This is a genomic window from Microcoleus sp. N9_A2, assembly GCF_036701775.1.
Lineage (GTDB): Bacteria > Cyanobacteriota > Cyanobacteriia > Cyanobacteriales > Microcoleaceae > Microcoleus.
The window spans coordinates 17,219-41,862 of the sequence record NZ_JAUBRH010000015.1 but is presented as its reverse complement, the minus strand read 5'-3'; the positions used below and the strand labels follow the sequence as shown (position 1 = coordinate 41,862).

At 45.9% G+C, this 24,644-nt stretch carries 24 protein-coding genes; 12 read left to right on the top strand and 12 right to left on the bottom strand.

The annotated features are described in order from the left end of the window. Nucleotides 1–133: 133 nt before the first annotated feature. Nucleotides 134–1,852 carry an SLBB domain-containing protein gene (locus QUA44_RS11860; RefSeq protein ID WP_333250937.1) on the bottom strand — a complete coding sequence of 573 codons (1,719 nt, stop codon included), beginning with the start codon at nucleotides 1,850–1,852 and terminating at the stop codon, nucleotides 134–136. Between the two features lie 37 nt (nucleotides 1,853–1,889). Next, nucleotides 1,890–2,414 carry an adenylyl-sulfate kinase gene (cysC, locus tag QUA44_RS11855; RefSeq protein WP_333250935.1) on the bottom strand — a complete coding sequence of 175 codons (525 nt, stop codon included), beginning with the start codon at nucleotides 2,412–2,414 and terminating at the stop codon, nucleotides 1,890–1,892. 331 nt (nucleotides 2,415–2,745) lie between these two features. Between cysC and QUA44_RS11850 the strand changes: the two genes are divergently transcribed. The 4 genes from QUA44_RS11850 to hetR all read left to right on the top strand — a co-directional run bounded on the left by QUA44_RS11850 (nucleotide 2,746) and on the right by hetR (nucleotide 7,157). Then, nucleotides 2,746–4,548, top strand: coding sequence for an FAD-dependent oxidoreductase (locus tag QUA44_RS11850; protein WP_333250933.1), 1,803 nt, complete (start codon nucleotides 2,746–2,748; stop codon nucleotides 4,546–4,548). Between the two features lie 96 nt (nucleotides 4,549–4,644). After that, on the top strand, nucleotides 4,645–4,875 hold the full coding sequence (gene patX, locus QUA44_RS11845; protein ID WP_333250930.1) for a heterocyst-inhibiting protein PatX: 231 nt from the start codon (nucleotides 4,645–4,647) through the stop codon (nucleotides 4,873–4,875). A gap of 406 nt (nucleotides 4,876–5,281) precedes the next feature. Then, the gene (locus QUA44_RS11840; RefSeq protein WP_333250928.1) at nucleotides 5,282–5,506 is read left to right on the top strand and encodes a hypothetical protein; all 225 of its coding nucleotides are present in this window, start codon (nucleotides 5,282–5,284) and stop codon (nucleotides 5,504–5,506) included. Nucleotides 5,507–6,251: 745 nt separating this feature from the next. Beyond that, nucleotides 6,252–7,157: a heterocyst differentiation master regulator HetR gene (hetR, locus tag QUA44_RS11835; protein ID WP_333251106.1), complete on the top strand. Its 906-nt coding sequence runs from the start codon at nucleotides 6,252–6,254 to the stop codon at nucleotides 7,155–7,157. A 180-nt stretch (nucleotides 7,158–7,337) separates the two neighbouring features. Here the strand turns inward: hetR and QUA44_RS11830 are convergent, their stop codons facing one another. Then, on the bottom strand, nucleotides 7,338–8,150 hold the full coding sequence (locus QUA44_RS11830; RefSeq protein ID WP_333250926.1) for a TIGR00297 family protein: 813 nt from the start codon (nucleotides 8,148–8,150) through the stop codon (nucleotides 7,338–7,340). An 11-nt stretch (nucleotides 8,151–8,161) separates the two neighbouring features. On the opposite strand from QUA44_RS11830, the gene QUA44_RS11825 reads away from it, so the two are divergent. Next, nucleotides 8,162–8,599, top strand: a complete 438-nt coding sequence (locus QUA44_RS11825) for a VOC family protein (RefSeq protein WP_333250923.1) — start codon at nucleotides 8,162–8,164, stop codon at nucleotides 8,597–8,599. A 132-nt stretch (nucleotides 8,600–8,731) separates the two neighbouring features. On the opposite strand, the gene QUA44_RS11820 is transcribed toward QUA44_RS11825, so the two are convergent. After that, complete coding sequence (locus QUA44_RS11820) at nucleotides 8,732–9,343, bottom strand: alpha/beta fold hydrolase (protein WP_333250920.1); 612 nt, start codon at nucleotides 9,341–9,343, stop codon at nucleotides 8,732–8,734. 2 nt (nucleotides 9,344–9,345) lie between these two features. Then, nucleotides 9,346–9,963, bottom strand: coding sequence for a triacylglycerol lipase (locus QUA44_RS11815; protein WP_333250917.1), 618 nt, complete (start codon nucleotides 9,961–9,963; stop codon nucleotides 9,346–9,348). Nucleotides 9,964–10,280: 317 nt separating this feature from the next. Here QUA44_RS11815 and QUA44_RS11810 point away from each other — a divergent pair, with 317 nt between their 5' ends. After that, a complete protein-coding gene (locus tag QUA44_RS11810) occupies nucleotides 10,281–10,769 on the top strand; it encodes a hypothetical protein (RefSeq protein ID WP_333250915.1) in 489 nt (162 codons plus the stop codon). 105 nt (nucleotides 10,770–10,874) lie between these two features. Here QUA44_RS11810 and QUA44_RS11805 read toward each other — a convergent pair whose 3' ends face one another. After that, nucleotides 10,875–12,032 (bottom strand): tetratricopeptide repeat protein, encoded by a 1,158-nt coding sequence (locus tag QUA44_RS11805; protein WP_333250913.1) that lies wholly within the window; start codon nucleotides 12,030–12,032, stop codon nucleotides 10,875–10,877. Nucleotides 12,033–12,045: 13 nt separating this feature from the next. Here QUA44_RS11805 and QUA44_RS11800 point away from each other — a divergent pair, with 13 nt between their 5' ends. After that, nucleotides 12,046–12,174: a hypothetical protein gene (locus tag QUA44_RS11800; RefSeq protein ID WP_333158072.1), complete on the top strand. Its 129-nt coding sequence runs from the start codon at nucleotides 12,046–12,048 to the stop codon at nucleotides 12,172–12,174. A 339-nt stretch (nucleotides 12,175–12,513) separates the two neighbouring features. Here QUA44_RS11800 and QUA44_RS11795 read toward each other — a convergent pair whose 3' ends face one another. The 4 genes from QUA44_RS11795 to sir all read right to left on the bottom strand — a co-directional run bounded on the left by QUA44_RS11795 (nucleotide 12,514) and on the right by sir (nucleotide 16,760). Further along, nucleotides 12,514–12,978, bottom strand: coding sequence for a hypothetical protein (locus tag QUA44_RS11795; RefSeq protein WP_333158074.1), 465 nt, complete (start codon nucleotides 12,976–12,978; stop codon nucleotides 12,514–12,516). Between the two features lie 241 nt (nucleotides 12,979–13,219). Beyond that, entirely contained in the window at nucleotides 13,220–13,654 is a 435-nt protein-coding gene (locus tag QUA44_RS11790) for a lysozyme inhibitor LprI family protein (protein ID WP_333158076.1), read from the bottom strand. A gap of 46 nt (nucleotides 13,655–13,700) precedes the next feature. Then, complete coding sequence (locus QUA44_RS11785; protein WP_333250907.1) at nucleotides 13,701–14,510, bottom strand: 16S rRNA (uracil(1498)-N(3))-methyltransferase; 810 nt, start codon at nucleotides 14,508–14,510, stop codon at nucleotides 13,701–13,703. Between the two features lie 258 nt (nucleotides 14,511–14,768). Next, entirely contained in the window at nucleotides 14,769–16,760 is a 1,992-nt protein-coding gene (gene sir / locus QUA44_RS11780; RefSeq protein ID WP_333250904.1) for a sulfite reductase, ferredoxin dependent, read from the bottom strand. A gap of 298 nt (nucleotides 16,761–17,058) precedes the next feature. On the opposite strand from sir, the gene QUA44_RS11775 reads away from it, so the two are divergent. Beyond that, nucleotides 17,059–17,307 (top strand): chlororespiratory reduction protein 7, encoded by a 249-nt coding sequence (locus QUA44_RS11775; RefSeq protein ID WP_333250902.1) that lies wholly within the window; start codon nucleotides 17,059–17,061, stop codon nucleotides 17,305–17,307. A gap of 184 nt (nucleotides 17,308–17,491) precedes the next feature. Here the strand turns inward: QUA44_RS11775 and QUA44_RS11770 are convergent, their stop codons facing one another. Together QUA44_RS11770 and QUA44_RS11765 are read right to left on the bottom strand one after the other, a co-directional pair. Then, complete coding sequence (locus QUA44_RS11770; protein ID WP_333250901.1) at nucleotides 17,492–17,872, bottom strand: hypothetical protein; 381 nt, start codon at nucleotides 17,870–17,872, stop codon at nucleotides 17,492–17,494. Between the two features lie 118 nt (nucleotides 17,873–17,990). Continuing rightward, nucleotides 17,991–19,145, bottom strand: coding sequence for a glycosyltransferase family 4 protein (locus QUA44_RS11765; protein ID WP_333250899.1), 1,155 nt, complete (start codon nucleotides 19,143–19,145; stop codon nucleotides 17,991–17,993). 763 nt (nucleotides 19,146–19,908) lie between these two features. On the opposite strand from QUA44_RS11765, the gene QUA44_RS11760 reads away from it, so the two are divergent. From QUA44_RS11760 to QUA44_RS11745, 4 genes are all read left to right on the top strand, one after another. After that, nucleotides 19,909–20,955, top strand: coding sequence for an ABC transporter substrate-binding protein (locus QUA44_RS11760; RefSeq protein ID WP_333250897.1), 1,047 nt, complete (start codon nucleotides 19,909–19,911; stop codon nucleotides 20,953–20,955). Between the two features lie 161 nt (nucleotides 20,956–21,116). After that, the gene (locus QUA44_RS11755; protein WP_333250896.1) at nucleotides 21,117–22,661 is read left to right on the top strand and encodes a sugar ABC transporter ATP-binding protein; all 1,545 of its coding nucleotides are present in this window, start codon (nucleotides 21,117–21,119) and stop codon (nucleotides 22,659–22,661) included. Then, complete coding sequence (locus tag QUA44_RS11750) at nucleotides 22,658–23,662, top strand: ABC transporter permease subunit (RefSeq protein WP_333250893.1); 1,005 nt, start codon at nucleotides 22,658–22,660, stop codon at nucleotides 23,660–23,662. Before QUA44_RS11755 ends, QUA44_RS11750 begins: the two co-directional genes overlap by 4 nt. A gap of 144 nt (nucleotides 23,663–23,806) precedes the next feature. After that, on the top strand, nucleotides 23,807–24,598 hold the full coding sequence (locus tag QUA44_RS11745; protein WP_333251104.1) for an iron uptake porin: 792 nt from the start codon (nucleotides 23,807–23,809) through the stop codon (nucleotides 24,596–24,598). Nucleotides 24,599–24,644: the final 46 nt, after the last annotated feature.

The following is a 24,644-nucleotide window of genomic DNA, read 5'->3' as shown; positions in this document are numbered from 1 at the left end:
CAACTTATTAGTTTAAACGTCTGTATTGGTGGCGGAGTTTTAGGAAACTGGTTGATTCCTAGATATTGCATTGCCAAACCGCAATTTTTTCTATAAAGCGGGTTTCTGAGGTCTTAATGCCAGTCTATTCAAATCACCGAAAAATATTGAACAACCGAAATATTCCTAACAGCGGGCTGAGAGGAGCGAGAGTCCCACCTACATTATCCGAGAACGTAGCGCGGCCCGATCGCTTTACCATAATTACATCATTATTTTGCAGTTTGGGATTAGTTTCTTGATTTGCTGTTGCGGAAAAATTAACCTTAACAGTTAGCTGCGAAACAGTGCCGTTAGGATTGAGGCGAATTAAATCCACCGAATCCATTTCGGCCCGCGCTTTATTAAAACCTCCTGCTGCTACCAGCGCTTGATTTAAAGTAGTGTTTGGCAGCACCGCAATCGCTCCCGGTTTCACGACTTCTCCCACAATGTTCACCTTAATCGTATCCGGTGAAAAATTAGAATTAGCAACTTGTTCGTCTTGGGTTTCATCAAGATTTTCGGCTTTGGGAACGATTACCGTATCTCCCTGTTGCAGCGCTAAATCTTGGGATACATCTCCCCCTTCCAAAAGTTGCCACAAATTCACATTAATAATTTGTTCTGTACCCGCCCGCGTCAGTCGGCGAACTTGTATTTGTCTGATATCAGCTACCGGCGTAATGCCGCCCGCCATTTTAATTGCCCTCGTTACAGTTTGCGGCAAAACAGTTTCCCCGCCGTTGGTTTCCCTGGCAGCAAACAAACCAGAATTTTCACCCATTTCATTCTCTTGTACCCTACTTTGAGCCTCTTTTGCCAAAGTATAAGTACCGGGGCGAGTTACTTCGCCCACCACAGCAATATTAATTGGTTGAGTGCTTTGTCCGGTAATGTTAGCTACTGCTAAAGTCGGTGCTTCTTGGATGTTGAGGCTAGTTACAGTGGGAATAAATATAGTATCGCCGTCGCGCAAAGTCAGATCTGCCTGCAAATCGCCGTTTTGCAATAATTCCCACAAATCCACACTAATAATTTGTTCCGGTGCGTTGCGCTGGGGGCGGCGGATTTTGATTTGTCGCACGTCTGCTGACTGCGTAATTCCGCCGGCCATTCGCAGAGCCCTCGATATCGTTGGCATTTGAGTTCCCATTTGCTCTGCTGTGCCTCCGGGGCCTGCTGTTGAGGATATTGTATAGGCTCCGGGGCGGTTAATTTCGCCCGCGATCGCAATTTGCAAAGGACGTGCCGCTAGCAGTTTGAGGGTAATCCAAGGACGTTTAAGGTATTTGCCGTATTTGTCTTTAACAGCATTAGAAGCTTGTTCTAAGGTCATCCCGTACACGGAAACGCTGCCAATTAACGGCAAACTCAGGGAACCGTCTGCCTGTACTTGGTGTTGACCGTTGGGGCCGCTGTATTCCGGGACGTTGAAGATGTCTATTTGAATACGATCGCCCGCTCCCAAAGTGTAAACTTCCGATCGTACACTTGAAGGCGCACTTGCGGGAAATCCCGGCGCTGCGGGTACTTGTACAGGAACAGGAGAACCCGTATCACCAGGAGGAGGAGGAGGAGGCATAAACTGGGCCGCCGCAGGAGATGAACCCACCGCCGCGAGCACTGACACTGTTAAACTTTGGGCAATTAAACTTTTGACAGCATTGCTTACCCAATAACCCAGCTTGCAGCTTTTGCTGGAAACGTCTCCCTCAGCCCCTCTCTTTGCAGAAAAGGGGAGAACTTCTTCCCTTGGACTCTCCGCGAAGGGGAAACAAGGGTGAGATTTTTTCTCAAGTTGCACCTTGCGCGAATAACTTTTCACCACCATCGCTTTTTGCCCCTATCCTCATCCAACCCCGCCAACATCAAATGTAACCCAACTGCTCTAACTTGGTCAGAACTTTTTTAACACTCTCTTCCACACTTTCTCGCTCTGTGTAACAAATAATCTCAGGATTAAGCGGTTCTTCATAAGGATCGTCAATTCCCGTAAAACCCTTAATTTCTCCTGCTCTCGCCTTAGCGTATAGTCCCTTGACATCGCGACCTTCGCACACTTCTAACGGCGCTGTGATATATACTTCAACAAAATTGGGCTCCATTGCTCTAATTTCGTCGCGAATTGCTCTGTAGGGGCTAATAGCTGCGGTCATTGCGACTACTCCATTGCGGCTCAGCAGGTGAGCTACAAATCCAATCCGCCGAATATTAGTATCTCGGTCTTCTTGGCTAAATCCCAAACCTTTTGACAAGTTGGTGCGAACGACATCTCCATCCAATATTTCAACTTTGCAACCTCTTGCCTTCAATTCGGGTTCGAGAGCTTTGGTGATAGTTGTCTTGCCGGAACCGCTCAGCCCGGTGAACCACAAAATAAAACCTTTTTCCATTTTCAGCCGTTAATTAGTAACTGGGAAAGTATTAAGACGTAAAACTTTATAGATGCTGTTCCCTTTTTTCTATTATCGTTATTCGCGGTGTCATATTGCCAATATTGGCGCACCAAAAATGAGAAATCAAAATTTGCGATCGCTCCTGCAGTCATTTAGTAACAAAATTGTGCGCTCGCTGCATACATAATTCCCGATTTATTATTTGTCAAGTCTTTACACAGTAAAATTTAATTCGCGATCGCCAACGCCGAACATCTATCTGTAGTGCACTCATCACCTTACTGAGCCTTTCGCAATCTAAAATCTAAAATCTAAAATGGTATTGCCCATGTCTTCGGTCTTAAAAGCAGATGTTTTGGTAGTCGGTGGCGGCACCGGCGGCACAGCAGCAGCCGTGCAAGCAGCCCGCCGAGGTGCCAAAACTATTTTAGTAAGCGAATTCCCCTGGCTGGGAGGAATGCTGACTGCAGCAGGCGTTTCTGCCCCCGATGGCAATGAATTAGCAGCTTTTCAAACCGGTTTGTGGGGCGCCTTTTTACGGGAACTCCAGCAGGGACAGCCGGGAGGTTTGGATTGGGGCTGGGTCAGTTTTTTTACTTACGATCCCCGCATCGGTGCTGAAATTTTCGCTGATTGGGTTAAATGTTTGCCGAATTTGCAGTGGATTTCTGGACAAACAGCTCAAGATGTGCTATGTGAGGGCGATCGCATTTCTGGCGTTCGGTTTGCAGATTTTACGGTTTCGGCAAAAATCACTTTGGATGCAACGGAATTGGGAGATTTGCTGGCTTTAGCGGAGGTTGGGTACCGCTGGGGTTGGGAATTCCAAGCCGAGTGGGGAGAACCCAGCGCGCCGATCGCCCCTAACGATCTCACACAACGGTATTCGGTGCAATCTCCGACTTGGGTGGCAATCATGCAGGATTTTGGCTTAGGTGCGGTTGCACCAAAAATTCCCGCGCCGCCTGTTGACAATCCCGATCAATTTACTGGTGCTTGGGACGGTTACACCCCCGAAAAATTTCTCAATTACGGCCGACTTCCGGGCGGATTGTTGATGATTAATTGGCCGATTCGAGGTAATGATTATGGTGAAGGGGTTGATCGACTAATTGCATCTGAAACATCTCGACAAGAATTCCTCCAAGAAAGTCTCTGGCACAGCCAAAGTTTCGCCCGCTGCATTCAAATGCAACTCGGCCACCGCTACGGCTTAGCACAGAACATTTTCCCCATTTCCCAGAGCGAAAATCAACAAAATTCTCCCATTCTTCCTTCCTTCGCCTTACATCCTTACTACCGAGAAAGCCGCCGTTTGCGAGGAATAAGTACAGTCAGAGAACAAGATATTTTGCCGATTGTCGGCGGTAGAGTTGCGAAATTGCCGATCAATTGTGAGGGAATTTGCGAGACAATTGCGATCGGCAACTATGCTAATGACCACCACTACCCCAGTGGCGACATTCCTCTGCAGCCAAAATCAATCCGTTGGGGCGGCCGCTGGACTGGCACTTTGTTTACAATTCCCTACAGTGCGCTAATTCCTGCGAGTACAGACGGATTGCTAGTCTGCGAAAAAAATATTTCCGTCTCTCACATCGCCAACGGTGCAACTCGCTTGCAGCCTGTTGTGATGAATATCGGACAGGCGGCGGGGATGGCGGCGGCTTTGTGCGCGGAATCTGGATGTCAGCCGCGCGATTTGCCGGTGAGGGTTTTGCAAGAAGCTTTGCTGCAAGATTCCGAGGCGAGGGCGGCAGTTATTCCTTTATTTAATTTGACACGGGATCGATCGGATTGGCTCGATTGGCAACGCTATTATCTCGATCGACCTGAAGCATATCCCGCCAGCGGCGAATGTCAGGAGTCAGTAGAGAAACAAAGCATTAAAACAGCAAATACCCCGACCCAATTTTCGGGCATTTTCCACCGCATCGGCGAACAAGACTGGACACTAACCCTGACAAGCCCAGCATCTGCGGCCGGTCAAACTTGGCAACTCGTCACTTTGGACTCGGAAACCGACAGATTTTTACAGAATTGCGAAACCGAAAAGCCTCTGACAGTATGGGGCAGGCTGAATTTTGCCGGTACTTGGCTGCTGGCAGAATCCGTAGAATTGAAGAGGTGAGGTTTTTTGCAAAGATCCGAAAATTGCACAGAAATCTATCCTGATCGATCGGGGCAAGTCTGTATCAGGTAATAGACACTGACACGGATACTACCCATGCACACCTACACTGCAATTGCTTTACTAAGCCTGTTGGGCATTACCTTGAGTGCCAGCGCCCAGAGTGCTTTTGAATGCCTAGTCGAACTGCTGGCAATTGCCACCGCTGATTATATTGTCTTGGCGCCAACTCAACAAGAAAAAGGCGATCGTTCTCCTGAAAGAGGCAGCGGACGCAGACAGTTCATTCAGCCTCATCTTTACACCCATCACATACCAGCATTTTAATGGCATGGGACGAAAGGGAGTTCCACCAATGAGTCGGTTTCGGCCGCCAGTGTCGATCGGATTTTCTGGGATTCTAGGAAAGTCAGGTTCGTCTGGCAACTGCACTTCTTGTTGACAGTCATTAGAATACTTATTCTGTGTAAAAAATGATCATCTCAAGCTTCAACCGCTATTTATCGAGAGATTTACTCTTTCGATAAATAGTGGTTTTGTATGTTCAAGGCTTTAGATACATTTCACCCTGTCAAGTTAGGCAACTAAAATTTACTGTGGGTGACACAATTTGAAAAGTTAAATAATTCTCACATCATGTTTTTTGAATAGTCTGGCAATTTCTGGGAAATCAATCCTGATGAGCAAGGGAAAAGTCCGTATCTCTAAATAGACACTGACACGGATACTACCCATGAAAAACTACACAGCAATTGCTTTATTGAGCCTGTTGGGCCTTAGCTTGAGTGCTACCGCCGCTCTATCCCTTGAATCCCCAGTCGAACAGCTAGAAACTGCCACCGCTCAATATATGTTGTCAGCGCAAACTCAACAAAGAGGAGAGCTCCCTCGCCCCAGAAGTCCACGGCGTAATTTTATGGAGCCCCGCACTGACATTCAGCCACTACAACAATTTTAATCGCATTGCCAGAAACCTAGTTCCGCAACTGACTTATTTCGAGGCTGGTTTCGATGCCGCCCGTGTCGAGTGAGCAAACTAATTTTCTGGGACTCTAATTTTTCTGGTTCGTCAGGCAACTGCACTTTTTGTTGACAGTTATTTGACAGTTATTACGAGATTTTTTTGTATTACTATTAGCGCATATTAACTGGGAGCTGCCATCTACCTAAAGATAGACTCTCGTAGGTGGCGGTTTTGTATTGAAATGTTTCAATGAAATAGGAATTACCCGCAGGACTCCGATGGTGGGGTTTTTCAACCGATATCCCAGGGCATCAACCCCGTATTTTAGTCGATCGAACCTGGTGTCGCCGTCCAGGAGTATTTAAGCACTGTTGCGATCGGAGCCGCCTCAAATTCCTCCGATCGCAACAGTTATTTACGTTCTCCCCCCCACAGGTAGGGTTTAATTTTCAACGGCTGCACTATAATAAACTTGCGATAACTAACTTATATATAGGTAAACCGTGAGCGCAAAGGGTGCAGCAATCTACTTAAATTCGCCACCAATAAGAACCACTTATGCGGTGTGGATAGCCTTTAAGCCCATGCCCCTGTTACCTCAGGGAAATTAACTAACCTGAATATTAGGGTAGCTGGCAAGCTTTCCGGCGACAGTCGGCTATGCTTGATTCGGCGCTCTCGCAATAATTTAATGGAGGATCGCAAGATGCCTCCTAGTTTGGCTATTTCGGGGATAGTGATGAAAAATGACTCTTTGGATCTGGTCAAAAGCCTCAGCCCTAGTGCAATGGATCAGATCATGCTATATCTGGCGTTTAGCGCCATGAGAACCAGTGGGCACAGGCACGGGGCGTTTCTAGACGCGGCCGCAACGGCGGCTAAGTGTGCCATTTATATGACTTATATGGAGCAGGACAACAACCTGCGGATGACCGGACACTTGCATCACATTGAGCCTAAACGGGTGAAGGTGATTGTTGAAGAAGTCCGGGAAGCTCTGACTCAGGGAAAATTGCTGAAAATGTTGGGTTCGCAAGAACCTAGGTATTTGATTCAGTTTCCTTATGTCTGGCTGGAACAGTATGCTTGGATGCCGGGACGCCCTCGCATTCCGGGAAACAATTTGACTGTAGATGAAAAAAAATATCTCGAAGGCAAGGTTCCTCCGAATCCGCCAGACGCTCAACTGATCAATTCTTTTCAGTTTATGGAGTTGATCGAGTTTCTGCACAGGCGATCGCAAGAAGATATGTCTCCAGACAGGCGAATGCCTTTGAGCGAAGCTCTAGCAGAACACATTAAGCGACGCTTGATTTATTCTGGGACAGTTACTCGTATTGATTCTCCTTGGGGAATGCCGTTTTATGCCCTCACTCGCGCTACTTACTCTCCCGCAGAGCAGGAAGAGCGGACATTTACTATGGTTGAGGATACGGCTAGATATTTCCGGCTGATGAAGGATTGGGCGGAAAAACAACCAAAGGTGATGCGAATTATGGAGACTTTGGATATTCCGCCGGAACGGCTCGACCAAGCCCTTGAGGAATTAGATGAAATTATTCGCAATTGGGCCGATCGCTATCACAAGCGGGGCGAACCGACGATGATTGTACAAATGGTGTTTGGGCCGCAAGACGACGCTTAGTTTGATTAGTTATTAATCATTAGTCATGAGTTGATTGCTTGAGACTAATGACTAATGATTAATAGCTAATAGCCCTGGACGGGGCAACCGGCCTTTGTTCCAAAAATACTGCGTTAATCGTTTGGTTTGAATTATCGTAAAAAACCCGGTTGATTGGGTAGCGAATGCGTCCAGGATGAACTAAGCTAAAAAAGCTCTCCATGTCGCCGCTAAAATAATCGCTGCGATCGCTCCTATGAGTGTATTAAAAAAATTTACCACCTCGTTCGTCAGCCACTCAAACTTTGATTGCACCGTCGCGCCAATCACACTCTCGATATTCGTAGCAATAAAAGCTGCAATAACACAAAAAACAATTCCTGTCAAGTCAATTAAACCGACGGCCCAACTTAAAAGCGCAATCAGAATTGAGCCGACAATACCTGCGATCGTTCCTTCCAAACTTACGGCCCCTTCGGTACCCCTAGGTACAGGCTGCAAGCTAGTAATCAAAAAAGTCCGCTTCCCGTAAGCTTTGCCGATTTCGCTAGCGCAGGTATCGGAAAGTTTGGTGCAAAAACTCGCCGCGTAACCCAGCAATAACAGGGAAATAGCATCTTGTGGTACAGACATCTTGCCTGTATTGCCTAAAATAGATAATGCCAAAACTCCCACAGCGCAAAGAGTAGCGGTTAAAGCCGAACCCCAGACATTTTCTGGGCCTCGGGCGCCTGAACGCTTTTCGGCTATGCCTTCTGCTTCTTTTTGGGCTTGGCCGATGCGGGTAACTCCCGATCCGACAAGAAAGTAAAACATCACCACAGCATAGCCTTGCCATCCCAAACAGCCCCAGATGAGGACGCCCAATACCCAGCCGTGAAATTGGCCAGCGGGAGTGAGCAATTTTTTAGGAGCAATGATGGCGATCGCGAGTAAAAATGTATTGAGGGCGATCGCCATCAACCAAGGATTAGACCAAGATAAATAATTAAAGAACAATTCTGAATTTTGCATTTAGTACCTCCATGAGCCAAGTCTTATTTCATCTTGCCTTCCCCGTGACCGATATTGCCCAAACCAAAGCGTTCTACGTAGACGGGCTCGGCTGCGAACTAGGTCGCGAATCGCCAAATTCTGCGATTATGGGTTTGTGTGGCCATCAAATTGTCGCCCACGTCAGCCGCGAACCTGTGACGCCTCAGCGAGGCATCTATCCCCGGCATTTTGGGTTAATTTTTACTTCCGAAGCAGACTGGGAAGCGTTGTTAGAGAAAGCCCAGCAAAACAACTTAAATTTCTATCAAGAACCGAGACGGCGATTTGTCGGTTTGCCTACAGAACACCGTACTTTCTTCTTAGAAGACCCTTTCCACAATATACTTGAGTTCAAGTATTATTGTGAAACTGAAGCAATTTTTGGTCGCAGCGAATACGCTGAAGTTGGCGATGCAGTTGACAGTTGACAGTTGACAGTTGACAGTTGACAGTTGACAGTTGACAGTTGACAGCTAGTAGGGTGCGTCAGCAGAGAGTTATTTGGTATGTCATTGAGCATCTGTATGCTGACGAACCGTACAAATGATAGTCGCCACAAGTTAATAAGAATTTTTCAATGGTTCTGAAAGTGCTTCTGCGACCGCTTTTAAACTGCTGGAATGCCTCGCCATCATGGCATGGGCGAAAACAGACAATTTTACTTCTTTGGCAGCAGATATTTGGGAACTAGAAGCGGGTACGATGATGAAATCCCAATCTGTCCAAATCGAAGTAAAATTGAGCTTTTCCAACAAGGCAGCATCTCGATTTAAATCTTCTAGAAAAGCACTGCCCGGACGCATTTGAACGCAGCCTTTTCCCCAGAGAGTGTAAGCCATCCAAGTACCACTGTGAGGAGAAGATATCGCAATAAAGCGCTGCACTCGGTTAATGCCACCTAACCTTTGTAGGTAGTAGCGAGTTACTAAACCGCCCATGCTCAATCCTACTATATCTAAATGCTGTTCTGGCGCAAAGGTTTTGTCTATATAATCTGCTATTTGTTGGGCTAATTCGTCTATGCTGGCGTTGCCCCAATGGGGCGAGAGATTGAGGGTGTAGACTGACCATCCCAGTTGGGTGAGGTAGGCAGACATTTTGTAAAAAATTCCCGATTTTCGGAAGATTCCGTGAATGAGCAAGACTGGGTTGCGGCTGAAATTGCTATTCATTTTTAAGTGGGAATTTTATTTTTAATAGGTGCTTTTAGTTCTTCAACTAATGCGTTAATACTTGGGGTTTCTGTCACCATTTGGCGGTGCAGCAAAACGTTTACTTTAACTTCTTTACCTACTGGCATTTGGGAGCTGTTCGCTGGTACAATCATTATGTCAAATGGCGTCCACATTGATGTAAAGTTTATGCGTTTGAGCATTGTCACATCTTGATTCAAATCGCGCAGCAGGCCACTATCGGGGCGCATATCCAGGTATCCTGGTAGGCGTAGGGAATAGGCGGTGAGGGTGCCGTTGTGAGGAGAAGATAGGGTGATGAAACGCTGTACGCGGTTGATTCCTCCGAGTCGCTGGACGTAGTAGCGACTGACGATGCCGCCCATGCTGTAGCCTACTATGTCTAAAGGCTGTTCTGGATCGAAGGTTTCAGAGATGTAGTCTGCAAGTTGCTTGGCTAGTAAGTCGAGGCTGAGGCTGCCGTCGTTGGGGGTGAGGTTGAGGCTGTGGACTGACCATCCAAGTTGGGTGAGGCGGGCGGACATTGTGTTGAAAATAATCTTTGTGTCCCAGATGCCGTGTATGAGGATGACGGGATTGCGATCGAGCGAACTGTTCATTTGAAAATAAAATTTCTGGCTGATTACAGCATAAATCACTCCCCTAGGGAGTTTTACCCCTACTAGGACAGCTAGCGAATCGGATCGAGGTACGATCGACAATTAGTGGGAATGGCTAACAAATTCTGAGATACTTGTAAATAAGTGCAAAGCTGTGATGGTATTTATACCTAAAATTTGCTTGGATGAGGTAGCTTAAATACAGCAAAATGTAAATTTTGATTAAGAAATGTAGACAAAAGTTGCCTTACCTCGTAGTCTAACCTTGTTGACAAGCTTGTACAAATTTCTCTAAAAGAACAAAAGGAGTAAGTCTAATGTTTGGTTTTATCAAAAATTTCTTCGGCGGTATTTTCGGCTTTTTTGGCAGACTGTTGGGCTTGAAAAAGTCTGAATATTTCCTAGATTTGGGCGAATCGGGAGCTAAGGAACCAGCAAAAGTTGCGCCTGCGAAGGCTGAGCCTGTTGCGATCGCACCGGCAAAGGTTGAGCCTGTTAAGTCTGAGAAGTCTGAGAAGTCTGAGAAGTCTGAGAAGTCTGAGAAGTCTGAACCTGTTAAGAAGGCTAAGGTAGAGAAAAAGTCTAAGAAAGAAAAGGAACCAGTCGCTAGCGTTCCTGCTAATACTCAGGAACCCGTGAAGGTACCTGCAGCGGCAGCAACTAACGGGAAAGTGCAGAGTCAAGCTGAACCAATTCGGACTTTTGCTCCTAATAATTTAATGCCGACACCAACTGGAAGTCGTCGGAGCCCTGGCCCCAGCATGAACAATTTCCGGGAAATGGCTCGTCAGGTGAAAACGAAATAGGAAATTGGGAATTGATAATAGGGAATTGGGCATTGGATAACTCCAAATGCTGGCGTTAAAAATTAAAAAAATGGCATTACTCATTTTTAATTTTAACTCTTTATTCTATTCCCTATTTTTTTCCTTTCTGAGGAAGGCTAATGCGCTGTATAGCTGAAAAGCTGAGTCCCAAGGAGTTTCGGATTTGCGATCGACTTCTATATGAGATTCGATCTTGCTCAACATATTAGTGTAATCGAGCACTGTCTCGGCAAAGGGCGTAAATTCTGACCAAACTGTAATGTCAAGCTGGCGATCGAATATTTCCAGTAAGTGATTCCAGTTAATTCTGGTGGTACTTTGAGGAATTTGTTGAGAGTTTTTGACTCTCGATATTTTGTTTTTCTGGTTCGGTAAAGTGGGGAGATCGGCTGAAGCTTTGGTGAAGTCAACTCCTTGTTGAAATTCGTAACTTTGGTCGCAAATTCGCAGAATGCAGTTTCTGCTGGGAATGTGCAAGTCACAGATTTGAGCGTAATCTTGCCTGATTTCTCTGTGGCGAAATTGCTCCTTTCTTCGGTTGGGTGAGTAGTCCATGACTTCGATGAACATCGGCAACAAGCCTTCTACTCTTTGGGTGACTTCTGACCAGCTAAATTCGATCGCACCGAGTCGTGAGAGTTTATCTTTGCAAACAACGGCTGGGGAAGAGAGAGACTGGAAGTGTTGCACTCGGAAGATTTGGATTTTTTGAATATCGCTTAGGGTTGCCCAAAATACGGGAATGCCGGCGTTGAGGAGTTCTTGACCATAAATTCGGAGTTCGGCGATGGGGCCAGTTTTGTAGAGTCTCCAGCCGCGGCTTTGGATTTGCATCCGCGTTGTGTAGGCGTCGATTTTAAATATTCTGCTGATATGTTGAATGGCTGCGGCTTTGTTTTCGGGACTCACGGGTTCGAGGATGAGGAGTCCGGGTTCGAGGTTGCTGGGGTCGTTTTTGGCGGTTTCTATGGCTTGTTGGCGGAGGTTTTGTTGTGCGGTTTCAATCCGTTGAATAGCTTGGCGGGTCTGGGAGACGATTTTGGCGTTGGTGATGTCGCGGAGTATTTGTTTGTAGGTTGTTTGGGCTTTTTCGAGGTTGTTGGTGAGTTCGTAGTAGCGGGCGATATAGTATTGTACCCACGGATTTTCGGGGGATTCTTTTTGTAGTTGTTTGATGAGTTGGGCAGCTTGTTTGTAGTCTTTACCCTCTAGGGCGGCGGCTATTTGGTTGATGTCTGTCATGGCGATTGCGGGAATGGCGTTGTTTCTATCTTGGCTGATGTTTGGTTGGTTCCGCCAGTGGTTAACAATTTTTGCTGTTGTGTTAGTTTGGGATTTTGGGCTGTTGGGAAAAATTAATATTTGGATTTTTAACCGCAGATGAACGCGGATGTGTATAGATGTATGTTGACTGGATGTAAAAAAAATATAAGTTAAAGTTGATTGGAATTAACGCTTAATGTGTAAGTACGTTTGCTTGTGCGATCGCCTCCTTTAACAATTATTTTATAAGTGCCGTTACTAGGCAATTTTACAGTGAGTTGAGACTCTCGGCGATTCTGGGAGTTACCTGTTTTTTCGGCAATATTTTTGCCGCTGGTGTCGAACAGTGTTATGTTGTGGTCGAATGCTCTGCTTTTGAGGTCGATCGTAATAGGTTGACCAGCCCGTCCTTGGAAGGCGTGTTCGCGGGATTCGCCTTCTTTTAAGGTTTCTCGGCGCTCTAGGAGGGAGAGAGAGAGGTGACTTTTGGGCGATCGACATTGCTCAAATCTAAGCGGTAATTTGTGGTTGTTGCACCAGGGCCATTTCCGTTTCTGACTGCGATGATAAAGGCTGTTTTGTTGTTGGGGTCTCGGACTATTTTGTCAATAAATTGGGATTGTATTTGTTTTGCTGTTAGAGGTTTAGGTTGGTTGAAGTTGGGTTTTGAGGTACAGAAAAGCACGGCTCCGTCTAGATAGCGGGCGGCGTAGAACCAGTAGTTTTGACCGTTAGCTGTAAACTCGTTTCTGCTAAAGATAGTGAATCTTTCAAGTTGCGGTAGTTGCTGATTGCGCTGGCAATTTTTATCGATGTAGATTTCGTTGGCTGATGGCTGTCGCTGGGCGAAAACTGCTGGTACGGTTGTGGTTACAATTGCTGAGATGAGGGTGAGGGTGAGGGTGAAGGGCGATCTGCTTTTCATAAATACTTGTTTCTCTTTATTGTTGTCAGGTCTTGTACGCTGTACTTCCTATTTTACAATAGTCCGGACAGTTTTTATATGGCCCAATGGCTTATGCTCGCTTGACTTTGACCCACTGTGGATAATTAAATCAATGTCACCTCCACCCCTGACTTACATTTAATTCGACTTTTTTATGCTCCTTGCCCCGCGTAAGCTTGTAGTATCGTTCCAAAAACTGTCCGGAGTATTGATTTTATCTCTATTTTAAATACTGTTCTAGTTCCGCAGTGCGCTGTTTCGTCATGCGCTCCAAACATTCATTAAGGAAACCTCCATAACCGGTACCGCCACGACTTTTATAAACTTCAAATTCACAGGTTTTATCTCTTAACTTAATCCACCCTAATTGTGCTTCGGAAAGTAGCGCCCGCTCGTCGCCACTTAATTGGGAAATCAGTTGTTTGTAAACCTCGTTCAGCCGTTTATCCGAGGCTTCGTACCTCAACCGAATACAAGCTCTGACTTGCACATCTCCTTGCGGGCGATCGCAATTAATCTGTTGAGCAATGGGAAAGCTCGGAGATTGTGCAGAAACTGATGTTGTACCGAAAATTGCCAAAAGCGCCTGAAGCGAAGCTATCCCGTAGGGAATCGACCAAAAGAGCGATCGACCTTTCCTCAACTCTATTTTCATTAACCTCAACCCACCTCTCTGATAAATTCTTTGTTATTTGTTGATATTAGCACTTCTCAAACACCGAGCCAATTAAAGATAAAGCCACAATCGGCGCAGTCACTGCCCTCAGAATTCTACTCCCCAAAGAAACAGTTTCAAAACCAAACTCGATCGCTCTTTTCACCTCACCCTCAGTCCATCCACCCTCCGGGCCAATAGCAATCACAATCGCTAATTCCTCTTGTTCTTGCTCCCCCCTTATTAAGGGGAGCTGGGGGGGATCGAATTCTTGCTCCCCCCTTACCAAGGGGGGCTGGGGGGGTTCTAAACCAATCAAACAATCCCACAAATGCCGATTGTCCCCGCGAGCCACACAAATATATCGATATTTTTGACCGCAATCTTTGATAGCAATATCAAACGAAACAGGCTCTAAAATCGTCGGCACAATTTGACGTTCCGACTGTTCTGCCGCCTCCGCAGCAATCCTTCTCCAGCGATCGACCTTTTGAGCACTTGGTTTGAGCAAAGTTCGATCGCTCGTTACCGGAACAATACTTGCCACACCCAACTCCGTCGCCTGTCTCACAACCTCGTCAAAGCCGTTTCCTTTGGGCAATGCCGCCATCAAAGTTATTTCCACTGGTAGCTCCATGTTTACAGCAATCTCCTCTGCTATCGAGGCAAATAACCCGGTTTCCCGTGCTTCTAGGACTGCTAACCACCAATGTCCCCGTCCGTCCATTGCAATAAATTGATCGCCCGCTTGCAAACGTAGCACTCGATTTAAATAATGCTGCTGTTCTCTAGTTAAGTCGATTTGGCGATCGCAAATTTGAGGGGCAGTAATTGCTAATCTTTGTAATTGAGGCATTGAATTTGGGATTGTTCGTTTTCTATTAGAGATTTTTTTTATTTAACCGCAGAGAACGCAGAGAACGCAGAGGAAGAGAGAATGAGAGGAGATAGATAGGCAGGCGGGGTTTCAACCGCTCATAAATAATAAAGGCAAAGCATTTACAACCAGATTTATGTTAAAAATCCAAGTTTTTTTCTGCAAATGCTCTGCCTTTATATTATTTTTGCGTGAGTTTTATTTGATGCTAGCAAAAATCGAAAATTGCAAATCGGCTTATGCTTCCTCCTTAATCTTTTTTAAATAAGTGGAAATCGCTTCTGTAGCTAGCTGTGTAATCGGCTTGCCCTGACGGGCAGCTTCTTCCTTGAGCTCGTTGTAGATTTCATCGCGGACGCTAATTCGACGGCGGACTTTGCCACCGCTAGCAGTGGCAGTCTCGTTTCCGTCATCGTTACTAGACGTAACTTCTAATTCATTAATCTCAGTTGTCATCGAGTCAGCAGATTGGTAGTTGGTTACAAATTGACGGATAGATTCTAACCCGACGCGATCGCAAAAATCGCCAAAACTCTCACTCTTTTGCCGTTTTTGCTTGAAATAAACAAAAATCGGCTCCAGAAAAGCTTCAAAATTATTGACGTGCAGCTTTTCCTCAATGGGTTTTGCCAGCCGCGTTTGGTCGGGAGAACCGCCCAGCCAAATCTGGTAGGATTCCGGAGAACTCCCGACAAACCCCAATTCTGCCATATAAGGGCGGGCGCATCCATTTGGGCAACCGGTCATCCGCACCACAAAATGCTCGTCTTCTAAACCAACTTTGGTCAAAAGTGTCCGAATTCGCTCTAAAATGCTTGGCATCACGCGCTCGGACTCGGTAATCGCCAGCCCGCAAGTCGGCATTGCCGGACAGGCCATCGCATAGCGTACTAAGGGGTCGATCGCAGTTTCTCGCTGAATGCCGCATCGATCGAGTATTCCCTGAATTTCCTGTTTGAGATCCGGCGAAATATCGTAAATCAGCACGTTTTGGTGTGGCGTCGCCAGTATCGGCAAGTTGTACTTCTGCACAATTTCCCGCAAAGCTGTTTTTAGCTGAAATGAGCCTTCATCCTTAATCCGGCCATTATCCACAGAAATGCCGACAAACAACTTGCCGTCTCCCTGTTCGTGCCAGCCCAAGAAATCCAAATACTGCCACTCAGGCAGCGGTTTAAAGGCTTCTAGCGGCTTGCCAAAATATTCTGCTACTTTTTCGCGGAACCACTGTACACCTTTGTCGTTAATCAGGTACTTCAGCCGTGCGTGCCGTCTGTCTGTGCGATCGCCGTAATCTCTTTGGGTTGCTACAATTGCCTTGACCAAATAGTAAACATCATCCTTGGCAACATAGCAAATCTCATCCGCAACCCGCGCAAAAGTCTCTTCTTTGTTGTGAGTGCGACCCAAACCGCCGCCAGCAAACACGTCAAAACCTTGCAACTCGCCAGCTTCATTGGTAATTACCACCAAGCTCAAATCCTGAGAGTACAAGTCAACCGAATTATCTCCCGGCACGGTAACGGAACACTTGAACTTCCGCGGCATATAATGCTCGCCGTAAATCGGCTCTTCTTTGTCGTCGCTAAAGATTGTGCCGTTGCCGTTTTGCTGTCTCGCCGCCTTCACTGCGGGGTCTTCCTCGGCCGAAACAGCTTTTTCGCCATCCAGCCAAATTTCGTAATAAGCACCGGTTTGCGGCGTTAGCAAATCGGCGACATTGTTGGCGTATTGCAGCGCATACTCATATTCGGGGCGATTTTTGTACGGTGCTGGAGGTGCCATGACGTTGCGGTTCAAGTCGCCGCAAGCTCCCAAGGTTGACCCCATATTTTTAATAATTGAGGAAAACACTGCTTTAAGATTTTTTTTCAACACGCCGTGCAGTTGGAAACCTTGGCGAGTTGTGACGCGAAGGGTGTGGTTGCCGTATTCTTCAGATAGCTTGTCTAAGGCTAGGTATAATTGCGGCGGAGTGAACCCGCCGGGATTGCGGGTGCGGAGCATGAACTGATAGTCTTTTTCTTGTCCTTTAACTCGATTGTCGCGGTTGTCTTGCTGGTACGAGCCGTGAAATTTGAGAATCTGAATCCCGTCTTCGGTGAAGTGGGTTGTGTCTTGTAACAGTTCAGTCGCAACGGGTTCTCGTAAATAGTTGCTGCGTTCTTTGAGACCTTCTGACTTAGAGGGCTTGCGCGCAACAGGGGTTGAAGTGGAAGATGTGATCATGGGAATGTATAGTGCCAGTTATAATTAGATACAGCCGATCGTATATTTCTTGACAATTTGACACTTGACAAATTTGCACTTGACAAATATCCTCAGAAATGCTGTGTCGGATCTGTTGAGAACTCGGTTAACAAGTAAGCTAACAAGTAAGTTAATAACGGTAATCCGGTAGGAATTCTGATGTTGTTCAATTGTAACACGATCGAGCCGGGGCTGAAAAATTGTAATTAAGAGTTTATACTTTCGATCGCTTAAGTGTACGAAACTTTAGAAATAATTAACCTCAACCTTTGAAACTATGTCACTGTATGACGAAGACACATTTGTGGTTTTAGAAACAAACCAGTCAGAGCAGTTTTTGACTGCGGCGGAACTGTTAGAAAAGCTGAAAGCAGTGTTAGCCGAGGAACACGAAGATTTGCCGCAGGACTTGCATAAAATATCTGGCGTGGAAGCTCAAGCCAAGTATTTAATTGATACTTATTGTGAATTAGATGTCGGGCCTGGAAAGTTTTTGCAGTGGTACGCAGTCCGTCTAGAAAAGTAATTTTGTCTCAGCAATTTTCACAGGCGAATATTTCACTTCTCGGACGCACTGCGACTCTGAGAAACCGGGTTTTTGGAGGTTTCTGCGCGCTAAAACGAAGTAGATTCGTGAAAAACCCGGTTTCTGCCAACCCTTGCGTAGACCCTAGACTACTGACTACTGACTACTGACTACTGACTACTGATTAATCTTCCAACTGTTGGACTGATGATACTTCAACTGCGGTAACATCGATCGTACCGGGCGGCGTCAAACGGCTAAAATGACCTTCCTCTATTTTCAGAGGTTCGCCACAATTAGCACACTGAAACTGAGTTTGATTTAAAGCTGTGAATTCGTATTGACAAACTGGACACTTGTCTTCAATTAAATTGCGTTTCAGCCACCACTGAAGCGCGAAAAATGCGACTACAGGTGTCAGCAGCAAAAAAGCTACTACAATCAATACTGATTTAACTATCCAACCCAAACCAATTGACACCAACACACACGCGATGCCCAGCAGTATCAGCCAATTGCTAATACGGGGTAGCTTTAAAGAAATTTTGGGGGTGCCTTGGTTCACGGTGGTCTCCTTGGGTGTCTTTGCACGTAGGCATAACTCTATCCTACTCAGAAAATCACGCAGTTGTTCGAGTTAATTTTCCCATCATACACGGAGAAACCGCTCTCTACGTTATAAGTTAATCAGAGTGAGAGGGTTGAAAAATTCCTTGTAAGGATTGACAAAGGGATTCAAAACTAAATCTTGCCAGGGTTTGTTCCCTCAACCAAGCGCGATCGCACCTTGGATCCTGTCCTCGCAAAATTTCCACACAAGCAACCGCTACTGCTGCCGCATCTCGGTTAGGAACTCGCCATCCCAGTTTACCATCTTGCAGCGGATCTGCCGAACCGTCCGCGTCCCCCGCCAGCACCGGTACTCCGCAAGCTAGAGCTTCCAAATAAGCTATACCGAAGCCTTCCTGGGAGGGCATTACATAAGCATCCGCCAACTGGTAATGTGCTGCTAAGTCTTCTGTCGGTACAAAACCCGCAAATATTACTCTTTGGGCAACTCCCAAATCTTGGGCGATTTTTGCTAATCTAGGGCGATCGTCCCCGCGTCCAATAACTAAGTATTTCACATTGGGAAAACTTTTGGCAATTTCCGGCAAAGCTTGAATTGTGACATCGATGCCTTTGTAAAAATCGCTCGATCGCAATCTAGCCACAGTGTTCAATATTTTAGCACCAACCAGATCGTATTTTTGTAATAAATGCAGCGGTTTGGGCCCAGTAGTAAATATATTTTTATCTACAGTACAAGGCACTATTTGGAATTTTTCGGGATTTAATTGGTTAATTTCGGAAGTACAATCGCGCGTGTACCTGCTAATCGTCCAAATGCGATCGGCTTGTCTCATTGCTGTTTGATATTTGGGCTCCAGCAGTTCCCACACTTCCTTACCGTAAGTTAAAATCGTGTAGGGAATTCCCAGCGGCTGACATAAGGTTTTAATTAGCGGTGCGAGTTTGATGTGACCGCAAAAAACCCGTTCAGGTCGTTTTTGCAGCAAACAAGTTAGCAATTTTGCGGCAAACTTAAGACGACCAAGCCAAGCGGGATGAGTTTTTATGTAAGAGAATTTGAGATTTTTTGACTCGAAGGGATTTTGGCAATCTGGAGAATCTCGCAACAGCAATATTTCAGCTTGTGGCGCTGAGTTTGTCCCTGCGGTTATGCACAGGTAAGCTTTCAGGATGTCTCGGGCGTAGGATTGAATGCCGCCTTCGCTGGAAAATATTTCTAGGAAACAGAATAGGTGATTTGTCGATCGCATCTCAGATTTAGGCATTGACAGCCCAGACAATTATTGCAGTATAGTGATTTTGCCAAAAAGGGCGATCGTCATTATCCAGAGCTTTTAAACCATATCAAGATGACTGTAATTGCAGGTTTTACAGGCAAATATTTGACTCGCCTACTCTCACCGTTGGTTTTGAGCGACTATCTGCTTTTTTACTAGGGCTTTTAACGGGCTGCATCGGTGAGTGCGAGACATTGTTTGCAGTTTACTATAGTCTACCGTAATTGACTGAAAACTTAATGATTTTTTACAATATCCTACCCCAAGCAAAATTTAAGATTTATTAAGTTGGCGCGGCGCGTCCGAGCAGACTGCGGATTAGCATATCGGTGCCGATCGAGGCGATCGCATTTTTAGTCTTTAGTAAAAGTATGGTCTATCCAAAGATAGATATCGAGCCAGGTTTGAACTGTTATCATCAGCAAACATAGAGAGTTAGATTCAATATGACTCTGCCAGGTTTTAAAAGCAATTTCTGAAATATTTTGTCGAAAATATTCTCTTAAATTTTTCTCAAAACGTAAAAGAATTAATGCTCATAAAGCATTAAAAAAAATCAACGATACTTGATTTTTTTGACAAGAAGAATGGATACTGGCTCTTCGTATTTTTTATTTTTGCAAAAGTAGTTTAACGAAACCAGCGAGAAAGTTTTACGAGCAGAAAAGAAACAAGATATCGTACAATCATGTACAAAGAAAAGCCTGCTACCTAAAACATTAGGTATTCGAGCTTAAACCTAACAAAGCTAATGTTAGGTTGGCAACGTCATATTTACGAACGACTCTCTCCAAACGGGCCTTCATGGGAGTTTGAGGTGAAACGAGTAACGATAGCACTCAGTCTTTTTAGTCTACTCAGCAGCACTCTGGCAAGTTGCACAGCAGCTTCCCGGAACGCTCAAAACGGCACACAACCAAGCAACTCCGAACTTTCATCAGTTGCTGTAGCAGTCCGCGACCTCGGCAATCCATTCTTCGTACAAGTCGGCAAGGGCGCTGAGGCCGAAGCCAAGAAACTCGGCGGTGCAAACGTGAGGACAACTCTCGTTTCCAGCGGCGACGATTTAAATCAGCAATTTAATCAAATCGAAAACTTTATTGCCTCTAATGTCAGCATTATTATACTCAATGCTGCGGACACTAAAGGCATTGCACCCGCTGTCGAAAAAGCCAAGCAAGCCGGAATTCCGATAATTGCAGTTGATACCGCCGCCGAGGGAGGCGTTGATGCCACAGTTACTTCAAATAACGTGCAAGCTGGCGAAGTAAGCTGTCAATATATAGTCGATCGCTTGAAAGGAAAAGGCAGCGTTGTGATTATCAACGGGCCTCCCGTCGCTTCAGTGGTCGAGCGAGTTCAGGGCTGCCAGAGTGTCTTCTCCAAATATCCCGATCTCAAGGTTCTTTCCAAAGATCAGAACGCTGAAGGCAGCCGCGATGGCGGGTTAAGAGTGATGAGCGATTTGCTTACTTCCTTCCCAAAAATTGATGCTGTTTTTGCAATTAATGACCCCTGTGCTATTGGTGCAGAACTAGCAGCCAAACAAGCACAAAGGAGCGAATTCTTTATTGTTGGAGTTGATGGTGCACCTGAAGCTTTAGATGCGCTCAAGCAGAACAACAGTCTATTTGTGGCTACAGCAGCTCAAGATCCCTTTCGCATGGCAGCCAAGGCAGTTGAAGTCGGCAACGACATTCGGAAAGGCAAAAAGCCAGCCAATCCAAACATTCTGATTCCAGTCGCGCTGATTACTCGCGAAAACGTCAATCAACATAAAGGCTGGACAAGCGAGTGACCTTCTTCGTGTCAAGTTAAGACTAAAACCTTGGAGGAATCCCGTTTTTACCCGAGTCTAGATTCCCCTTAAAAATGGGGACTTTGAAAAGCATCTTCTCCCCCTCTTTAAAAGGGGGATATAAGTTTAATAGTCAAGCAGATTTCCTTAAGGTATTTACGATGGTAAATAGCACTCAAGATTCAATTAAAACTAAGCCCGTCCTCGAAATGCAAGGTATTACAAAAACCTTTCACGGTTTTACAGCCTTGCACGATGTAAATATCACCATTTACCCAGGCGAAGTCCACGCCCTCATGGGGGAAAACGGTGCGGGCAAAAGTACGCTGATGAAAATTCTGGCGGGAGCTTACATAGCTGATTCAGGCGAAATCAGAATTGACGGTCAAGCTGTTAAGATGACAGACCCAGGTCAAGCCAGAAATTTAGGGATAGCGATTATTTATCAAGAACTCAATCTCGCCCACAATCTGACAGTTGCTGAAAACATTTTTATGGGCAGCGAGCTGAAGAAAGGAGGTACATTTCTAGACCAAGATGAAATGCGACGTAGGGCCGCTGAGGTATTAAAAAACCTCGATGCAAGTTTTGATGCTGGAGACCTGGTTTCCACACTTTCAATTGCCGAACAGCAGCAAGTGGAAATAGCTAGAGCGCTCAAAGATAAAAGCCGAATTTTAGTAATGGACGAGCCGACGGCAGCGCTTTCAGACCGCGAAACAGATAAGCTTTTTGAAGTGGTTCGACGCTTGCGGAATGAGGGCATTGCTATTATTTACATCAGCCACCGGATGGAAGAGATTTATGCTCTTGCCGATCGCGTGAGCGTCATCCGAGATGGCGGGTATATTGGCTCTCTTGAAAAGCACGAAATTTCTGCCAATCGCTTAGTGGAAATGATGGTGGGTCGTTCTTTACAGGATTTGTACGAAAACAAGCATCAAATAACACCGGGTGCTGTTGTTCTTGAGGTAACAAATTTAAGCGACGGCCACAAAGTAAAGCCTGCCACTTTTCAACTTCATGCGGGCGAAATTCTGGGTTTAGCGGGTTTAGTTGGCGCTGGCAGAACAGAACTTGCCCGCCTGATTTTTGGTGCAGATCGAAAGACAAGCGGTGAAATAAAACTCGAAAATCGTCATCTCAATGTCTCGACACCCAATGAAGCAATGGCCGCCGGAATTGCTTACGTACCCGAAGATCGCAAGGCTCTTGGACTATTTTTGGAGGCAACTTCGGGGGAAAATATCACCATGAATGTCCTCGATCGAGAAGCAAAAGCTGGCATTATCAACTCAAATTTTCTGTTGAAAATTGTCAATGATGCTATTAATAATTTGCAGATTCGCCTTGCAAGTCCGAGCATCAGGGCAATGGATCTTTCTGGAGGAAATCAGCAGAAGTTGCTGCTAGCGCGTTGGTTGGCTATCAACCCCAAGGTACTTTTGCTAGATGAACCGACGCGGGGTGTGGATATTGGCGCAAAAAGCGAAATTTATCGAATTATTAGCGATTTGGCAGCCAAAGGTGTAGCTATTTTGATGATTTCCAGCGAACTGCCGGAAATTGTGGGAATGAGCGATCGCGTCTTAGTGATGCGAGCAGGAAGCCTCGTCGGTGAAGTAGGTGGCTCGACTGGGGAAAAGATTACGCAAGAAAACATTATGGCTTATGCCACTGGTGCAAAAGAGGTAGTAAAATCATGAGTCAAACGGAAACAAAAACCAGCAGAAATTCAGGGAGCGATCGGCAGAAAGCAAGTAAAGCTCAAGCTTGGAGAAATTTTATTCAGGTTGCCGGTATCTTACCAATTTTGGTTGGGATCTGTATAATTTTTTCCTTGGTAACGCCCAACTTTCTTTCAGTAGGAAATTTGATCAATGTCATCCGGCAAGCATCGATCAATATTGTGCTTGCTACTGGCATGACTTTTGTGATTTTGACAGGCGGAATTGACCTTTCAGTCGGGTCAATTTTGGGCGTGACAGCAGTTGTCGGGGTGCTGGTTTCCTTAGTTCCAGGCCTCGGTTGGTTTGCCGTACCGGCTGCGTTAATAGCCGGAGTATTTTTAGGATTACTTAACGGCTCGCTAATTGCTTATTTAGGTTTGCCTCCGTTCATCGTAACCCTGGGTTCTTACACTGCTTTGCGGGGAGTGGCTTATTTAGTAGCTAACGGCACTACAGTTATCAATAGAAATCTCACTTTCGCTTGGATAGGTAACAGCTATGTTGGCCCTATTCCCTGGTTAGTTATTATCGCTTTTCTGGCAGTTTTAGCGAGTTGGTTTGTCTTGCGGCGGACTGTTCTAGGGAGGCATATTTATGCCGTGGGAGGCAACATTCGGGCAGCACGATTGACAGGTATTAAGGTGAGTCGCGTGCTGTTATTTGTCTATGGTGTGAGTGGGTTGCTTTCTGGTTTAGGTGGAATTATGAGCGCCTCGCGCCTCTACAGTGCGACGGGGATGTTGGGGCAGGGCTACGAATTAGATGCGATCGCTGCTGTAATTTTGGGAGGAACGAGCTTCACAGGTGGAATTGGTACTATTTGGGGTACTTTGCTGGGGGCTTTAATTATTGCCCTGCTCAATAATGGACTAACTCTCATGAACGTGTCTTTCTTCTGGCAGTTAGTTGTCAAAGGTTTGGTGATAATTATCGCAGTGACGATTGACAAAGTTCGCACAGGTTCAAGCGCAGCGTAAAGGTATTACTAATTCGGTGTCTCGGTTCCTGATGCGGAGCTTTTTCTTATGCAGATCCAGCATTTTTATCACCTGATTACTGCTTTTATCCTGGGTTAACCTGCTGTATTTCTACTAACATCATCCCCAACTTTTGCTGCACCAATTGATAAATTAGTTGCTCCTGAACCGTTAAATACCTTGGCAGAAGACCCCTTCGCGCAAGTGAATTCTGTCTCTCAACTCTCGGATGTAAAACCAACTGACTGGGCGTTTCAGGCGCTGCAATCTCTAGTAGAACGCTACGGCTGCATTGCCGGTTATCCCGACGGCACTTATAGAGGAAACCGCGCGACGGGGCGGTACGAATTTGCAGCAGGATTGAATAGCTGTCTCGATCGACTCAGCGAACTAATTACCACAGGAACAACCAACCTGATTACTGGGGAAGATTTAGCGATCGTCCAAAAGCTGCCAGCAGAATTTGCAACAGAATTATCAGTGTTGCGGGGTCGAGTCGATGCTCTCGATGCACGCACAGCCGAACTAGAAGCGAATCAGTTCTCGACTACAACGAAGCTGAATGCGGAAATTATCGTGGTGGTAACAGATACCTCCGGTAACAGTGTTGGGGATTCGCGCGATCGCACCAACACTATTATTGCCAACCGCGGCCGATTAAATTTTGAAACCAGCTTCACCGGTCGCGATCTGCTGAGAACCCGTTTGGAATTCGGCAACTTGGGCAGGATTGCCGATGAGACGGGTACAAATATGACGAGCAGTAATGTGCGCCGCGAGCGAGATACTTCCTATCACATTGAAGCGTTGTATCGCTTTCAGGTCAACGACAACATTTCCATCACCCCTGGTGTTTGGGCCGTTGTTAATCCTGAGAATGACAGCCGCAACGACACTCAATGGGTTTGGTTGCTCCGCACTGGCTTTAACTTTTAACCGGAAAGATATTTTATTGACACTCCCCGGCCTAAAGGCGCGAGGA